This is a genomic window from Streptomyces sp. ICN903 (genome assembly GCF_022015835.1).
Lineage (GTDB): Bacteria > Actinomycetota > Actinomycetes > Streptomycetales > Streptomycetaceae > Streptomyces > Streptomyces fenghuangensis.
In genome coordinates, this window is record NZ_JAKMAY010000370.1 from 1 (window position 1) to 4,950 (window position 4,950).

Annotated in this window: 4 protein-coding genes; 3 read left to right on the forward strand and 1 reads right to left on the reverse strand. The window is 72.0% G+C overall.

Going from position 1 to position 4,950, the window contains the following annotated elements; translation table 11 throughout:
• Positions 1 to 50 precede the first annotated feature (50 nt).
• Positions 51 to 1,094, reverse strand: coding sequence for an L-glyceraldehyde 3-phosphate reductase (gene mgrA, locus L7D48_RS25780; protein WP_237883018.1), 1,044 nt, complete (start codon positions 1,092 to 1,094; stop codon positions 51 to 53).
• A 279-nt stretch (positions 1,095 to 1,373) separates the two neighbouring features.
• On the opposite strand from mgrA, the gene L7D48_RS25785 reads away from it, so the two are divergent.
• The 3 genes from L7D48_RS25785 to L7D48_RS25795 all read left to right on the forward strand — a co-directional run bounded on the left by L7D48_RS25785 (position 1,374) and on the right by L7D48_RS25795 (position 4,888).
• Positions 1,374 to 2,171, forward strand: coding sequence for an isoprenyl transferase (locus L7D48_RS25785; protein WP_237883020.1), 798 nt, complete (start codon positions 1,374 to 1,376; stop codon positions 2,169 to 2,171).
• Positions 2,172 to 2,473: 302 nt separating this feature from the next.
• Complete coding sequence (locus L7D48_RS25790) at positions 2,474 to 3,808, forward strand: PhoH family protein (protein ID WP_237883022.1); 1,335 nt, start codon at positions 2,474 to 2,476, stop codon at positions 3,806 to 3,808.
• A gap of 390 nt (positions 3,809 to 4,198) precedes the next feature.
• The gene (locus L7D48_RS25795) at positions 4,199 to 4,888 is read left to right on the forward strand and encodes a transglycosylase SLT domain-containing protein (RefSeq protein WP_237883024.1); all 690 of its coding nucleotides are present in this window, start codon (positions 4,199 to 4,201) and stop codon (positions 4,886 to 4,888) included.
• Positions 4,889 to 4,950 lie beyond the last annotated feature (62 nt).

Sequence of the window (4,950 nt, forward strand, 5' to 3'; positions counted from 1 at the left end):
CTTTCCCGGTCCGCCCCGCCCCCGCCGCGGCGGCCCTCGGCCCTCGCCGGCTAGCCCTCGCTGCTGAGGGCCCAGATGTTCGCGCCGGGCGCCGAGATCGCGTAGGTGTCGATCTCCGCCAGCTCCTCCTCGGTCAGTTCCGGGCTCCGCACCGCCGCCACGTTCGCCTCCAGCTGCGCCACGCTGCTCGCGCCGATCAGCGCCGACGTCATCCGCGGATCCCGCAGCACCCAGCTCAGCGCGAGCTGGGCCAGGGTCTGGCCGCGCCGCTCGGCGATGGCGGCCAGGGCGCGCAGCCGCCCGACGACCTCCTCGGTCAGCAGACCCGGGTCCAGGGAGGTGCCCCGGGCCGCGCGGGAGTCCTCCGGGACGCCGCCCAGGTACTTGTCGGTGAGCAGCCCCTGGGCCAGCGGGGCGAAGGAGATGCAGCCCATGCCCTCCGCCTCCAGCGTGTCCAGCAGGCGGTCGTCCTCCGTCCAGCGGTTGATCATGGAGTAGGACGGCTGGTGGATCAGCGGCCGCACCCCCATCTCGCGCAGGATCCGCGCCGCCTCGCGCGTGCGCCGCGCGCTGTAGGAGGAGACGCCCACGTACAGCGCCTTGCCCTGGTGGACGGCGGACGCCAGCGCGCCCATCGTCTCCTCCAGCGGGGTCTCGGGGTCGTAGCGGTGCGAGTAGAAGATGTCGACGTACTCCAGGCCCATGCGCCTGAGCGAGGCGTCCAGGGAGGACAGCAGGTACTTGCGCGACCCCCACTCGCCGTACGGCCCGGGGTGCATCAGGTAGCCCGCCTTGGTGGAGATCACCAGCTCGTCGCGGTAGGGGCGGAAGTCGCGGGCGAGCAGGCGGCCGAAGCCGGCCTCGGCCGCTCCGGGCGGCGGGCCGTAGTTGTTGGCCAGGTCGAAGTGGGTGACGCCCAGGTCGAAGGCGCGGCGCAGGATCGCCCGCTGGGTCTGAAGCGGCTTGTCGTCGCCGAAGTTGTGCCACAGGCCCAAAGAGATCTCCGGGAGCAGCAGTCCGCTGCGTCCGGAGCGGCGGTAGCGCATGGTGTCGTAGCGGGAGCCGTCCGGGCGGTAGGGGGGTGTGTCGTTCATGGGCCCTGCCTATCACTGTCTTATCGCCGTTCTGTGACATTCCCGGCTCGTGCGGCCGTACGGCGTGGCAGTAAGGTGCTGAGGACCTGTCCGTCCGGTTCCTCGCGGCCCGCCCCGGCCGGGCGCGAGCCGCGGTCTCCCCCACATCCCTCCCGGGGCCGCCCGGGCGAGAGCGCCTTGGCGGGGAGAGGGGCCACAGGGCGCCGCGGGCCGTTCCGCGGGGACGCGACCGGACAGGACCTGGCGCTCGGGATCCGCATGGAGGGGCTGAACAAACCGATGCTGCAATCTTCCCGGGGACGCACCCGGTATCCCCGGTGGCTGCGCCGCCTGGTCTACAGGCTCTACGCCCACCGGGTGGAAGGGCGTCTCGACCACGAGCAGGTGCCCAAGCACATCGGCGTCATCCTCGACGGCAACCGCCGCTGGGCGCGTGCCTCCGGCGGCACGACCGAGCAGGGTCACCAGGCGGGGGCCGAGAAGATCCGCGAGATGCTGGGCTGGTGCGCCGAGACGGACGTCGAGGTGGTCACCCTGTGGCTGCTGTCCACGGACAACCTCAGCCGGCCGGCCGAGGAGCTCAGGCCGCTGCTGGGCATCATCGAGGACGCGGTGCGCGACCTGGCCTCGGACGGCCGCTGGCGGGTGCACCACGTCGGCACACCGGACCTGCTGCCCGACCACACCCAGCGCGTGCTGAAGGACGCGGAGGAGAGCACCCGGGGCAACCAGGGCATCCTCGTCAACGTCGCCGTCGGCTACGGCGGCCGGCAGGAGATCGTGGACGCGGTGCGCTCCCTGCTCGCCGACCGGGCCGCGCGCGGCGCGACCCTGGAGGAGCTCGCGGAGGATCTCGCCCTGGAGGACATCGCCGAGCACCTGTACACGCGCGGGCAGCCCGACCCGGACCTGGTGATCCGCACCAGCGGCGAGCAGCGGCTGTCGGGCTTCATGCTCTGGCAGAGCGCCCACTCCGAGTACTACTTCTGCGACGTGTTCTGGCCCGCCTTCCGGAAGGTGGACTTCCTGCGCGCCCTGCGCGACTACGCGGCCCGCCACCGCCGCTACGGATCCTGACGGACGCGGTCCCCGACGGCGGCCGGTGTCCCCCGAAAGGGGGACACCGGCCGTTCATCGCACCGTAGGCATATGCCGGGGCATGGCGGCGGCCCCGGCAGGGAATATCCCCTCCAGGCCGGCTCCCGGCGCAGGGAGGCGGCCCCGGGAGGCCCCTTGCACACCACGGACGACCGTGCGGGCAGACGCACGCGAGGACGCGGCGGAGGGCCGGTGCCCGGCCCGCGCACGGGACCGGAACCCGGCCTCATCCCCCGCGACGCCGTCGCACCCCGACCTCTTCCGAGGGGGTAGGTCCATCCGTGGTGACCAGCACCAAGCGCCGGGAAGACCGGCGCACCTACGTCATCGACACCAGCGTCCTGCTCGCCGACCCGGCGGCCGTGACCCGCTTCGACGAGCACGAGGTCGTGCTCCCGGTGGTCGTGGTCACGGAGTTGGAGGCCAAGCGCCACCATCCGGAGCTGGGCTACTTCGCCCGCCAGGCCCTCAGACGGCTGGACGAGTACCGCGTACTGCACGGGCGGCTGGACGCCCCGATCCCGATCGGCGAGCTGGGCGGCACGCTCAGGGTCGAGCTCAACCACTCGGATCCGGCGGTGCTGCCCTCCACCATGCGCGGCGACCACGGCCGGCCGCTCGACAACGACTCGCGCATCCTGGCGGTGGCCAGGAACCTCCAGGCCGAGGGGTACGACGTCACGGTCGTCTCCAAGGACCTGCCGCTGCGCATCAAGGCCTCCTCCGTCGGCCTGCTGGCCGAGGAGTACCGGGCCGAGCTGGCCGTCACCGAGTCCGGCTGGACGGGGATGACCGAACTCGCCCTGGCGGCCGAGGACGTGGACGAACTCTTCGCAGCGGAGAGCGTGTACGTGCCCGAGGCGGCCGAACTGCCCGTGCACACCGGCCTGGTCCTGCAGTCCGAGCGCGGCAGGGCCCTGGGCAGGGTCACGCCCGAGGGGCGGATCAGGCTGGTGCGCGGTGACGGCGAGGCTTTCGGCATCCACGGGCGCAGTGCCGAGCAGCGCATCGCGCTGGACCTGCTGCTCGACCCGGAGGTCGGCATCGTCTCGATGGGCGGCCGGGCCGGCACCGGCAAGTCCGCGCTGGCGCTGTGCGCCGGACTGGAGGCCGTACTGGAGAGGCGGCAGCACAGCAAGGTGATGGTGTTCCGGCCGCTGTACGCGGTCGGCGGCCAGGACCTGGGCTATCTGCCGGGCACCGCCGACGAGAAGATGAACCCCTGGGCGCAGGCGGTCTTCGACACCCTCTCGGCGGTGACGACACGCGAGGTGGTCGAGGAGATCACGGCCCGCGGCATGCTGGAGGTGCTGCCGCTCACGCACATCCGCGGCCGTTCCCTGCACGACGCCTTCGTGATCGTCGACGAGGCCCAGTCGCTGGAGCGGAACGTACTGCTGACGGTCCTCTCCAGGATCGGGCAGGACTCACGGGTCGTCCTCACCCATGACGTCGCCCAGCGCGACAACCTGCGCGTGGGCCGGTACGACGGGGTGGCCGCGGTGGTCGAACGCCTCAAGGGCCACCCGCTCTTCGCGCACATCACCCTCACCCGGTCCGAGCGGTCGCCGATCGCGGCACTGGTGACCGAAATGCTGGAGGACGGCCGGATCTGAGGCGGTCTGCGAACGGCCCCGCGCGGCGAAGCGCAGCAGCTTAGCCGCGCGGGGCTTTTCGCGCGCCCTTTTCCGTCCAACCGGTCGGCGAAACGGAATGTGAGCTTTCCCACGTGTCACAGAATTGCATCCACGGTTCCGTCTCCGGCAGTGTGTGGGTCCTGTCAGGCCCCGCATACGGCACACGAACACCATCCGCAGCATCCGGCGCGGACCCACAAGTCAACAGCAGCGCGCCGTATGCCGCCCGAAGCACCACGCGGCCCCTCCCCTGCGGGGAAGGGCCCGGCCGGGCCAGCGCCTCCCGTGGCCAGTACGTGGGGAGGCCCGAGCCAGGGGCACGATCGCGCCCGCGAGGTCACCTGAGCGGGCAGTGTGGAAGGAAACCGTGTGACTCGGATCTCGGTCCGGGGGTTCGCAGTGGCGTCCGCCACCGCGGTCACCACCGTCGGCGCCGTCGTCGGTGTGGCCTCGGGCAGTGAGCAGGGGAAGACCGAACCGGTCGAGGCCACTGCCGCTGACGCGACGCTCCTCGCCGACATACCCGCAGGCCAGCAGGCCCAGACCGCTTCCCTCACACAGCAGGCGGACAACGCGGTGACCGCGGCCGAGGCCGCGGCGAAGAAGGCCGCCGAGGAAGCGGCCCGCAAGCAGGCGGCCAAGGACGCCCAGGCCAAGAGGGAGGCGGCCGAGAAGGCCGCCGAGGAGGCGAAGAAGCGGGAGGCGGCCCGGCAGCAGGCCGCCAGCCGCTCCGCGGAGCGCACCGACTTCGCGGTGCAGAGCTCCTACACCGTCGCCGAGGTCAAGGCGATGGCCCAACAGATCGTGGGCGCCGGCCAGTTCCAGTGCTTCTCCAGCATCGTCGAGCGCGAGAGCGGCTGGAACTACAAGGCCCAGAACCCGTCCTCCGGCGCGTACGGCCTCGTCCAGGCACTGCCCGGCTCCAAGATGGCCTCGGCCGGAGCCGACTGGCAGACCAACCCGGCCACCCAGATCAAGTGGGGCCTGAACTACATGAACGACCGCTACGGCAGCCCCTGCGGCGCCTGGGAGTTCTGGCAGGCCAACCACTGGTACTGAGCCGGTACCGGCCCTTCGCGCCGAGCCGCCCCGCGGCCGCCCGGTTTACGCCCCGAACCCCC

Coding starts and splice junctions, on each gene's coding strand:
- mgrA (WP_237883018.1), bottom strand. CDS start 1,094: ATGAACGACACACCCCCCTACCGCCCGGACGGCTCCCGCTACGACACC.
- L7D48_RS25785 (WP_237883020.1), top strand. CDS start 1,374: ATGCTGCAATCTTCCCGGGGACGCACCCGGTATCCCCGGTGGCTGCGC.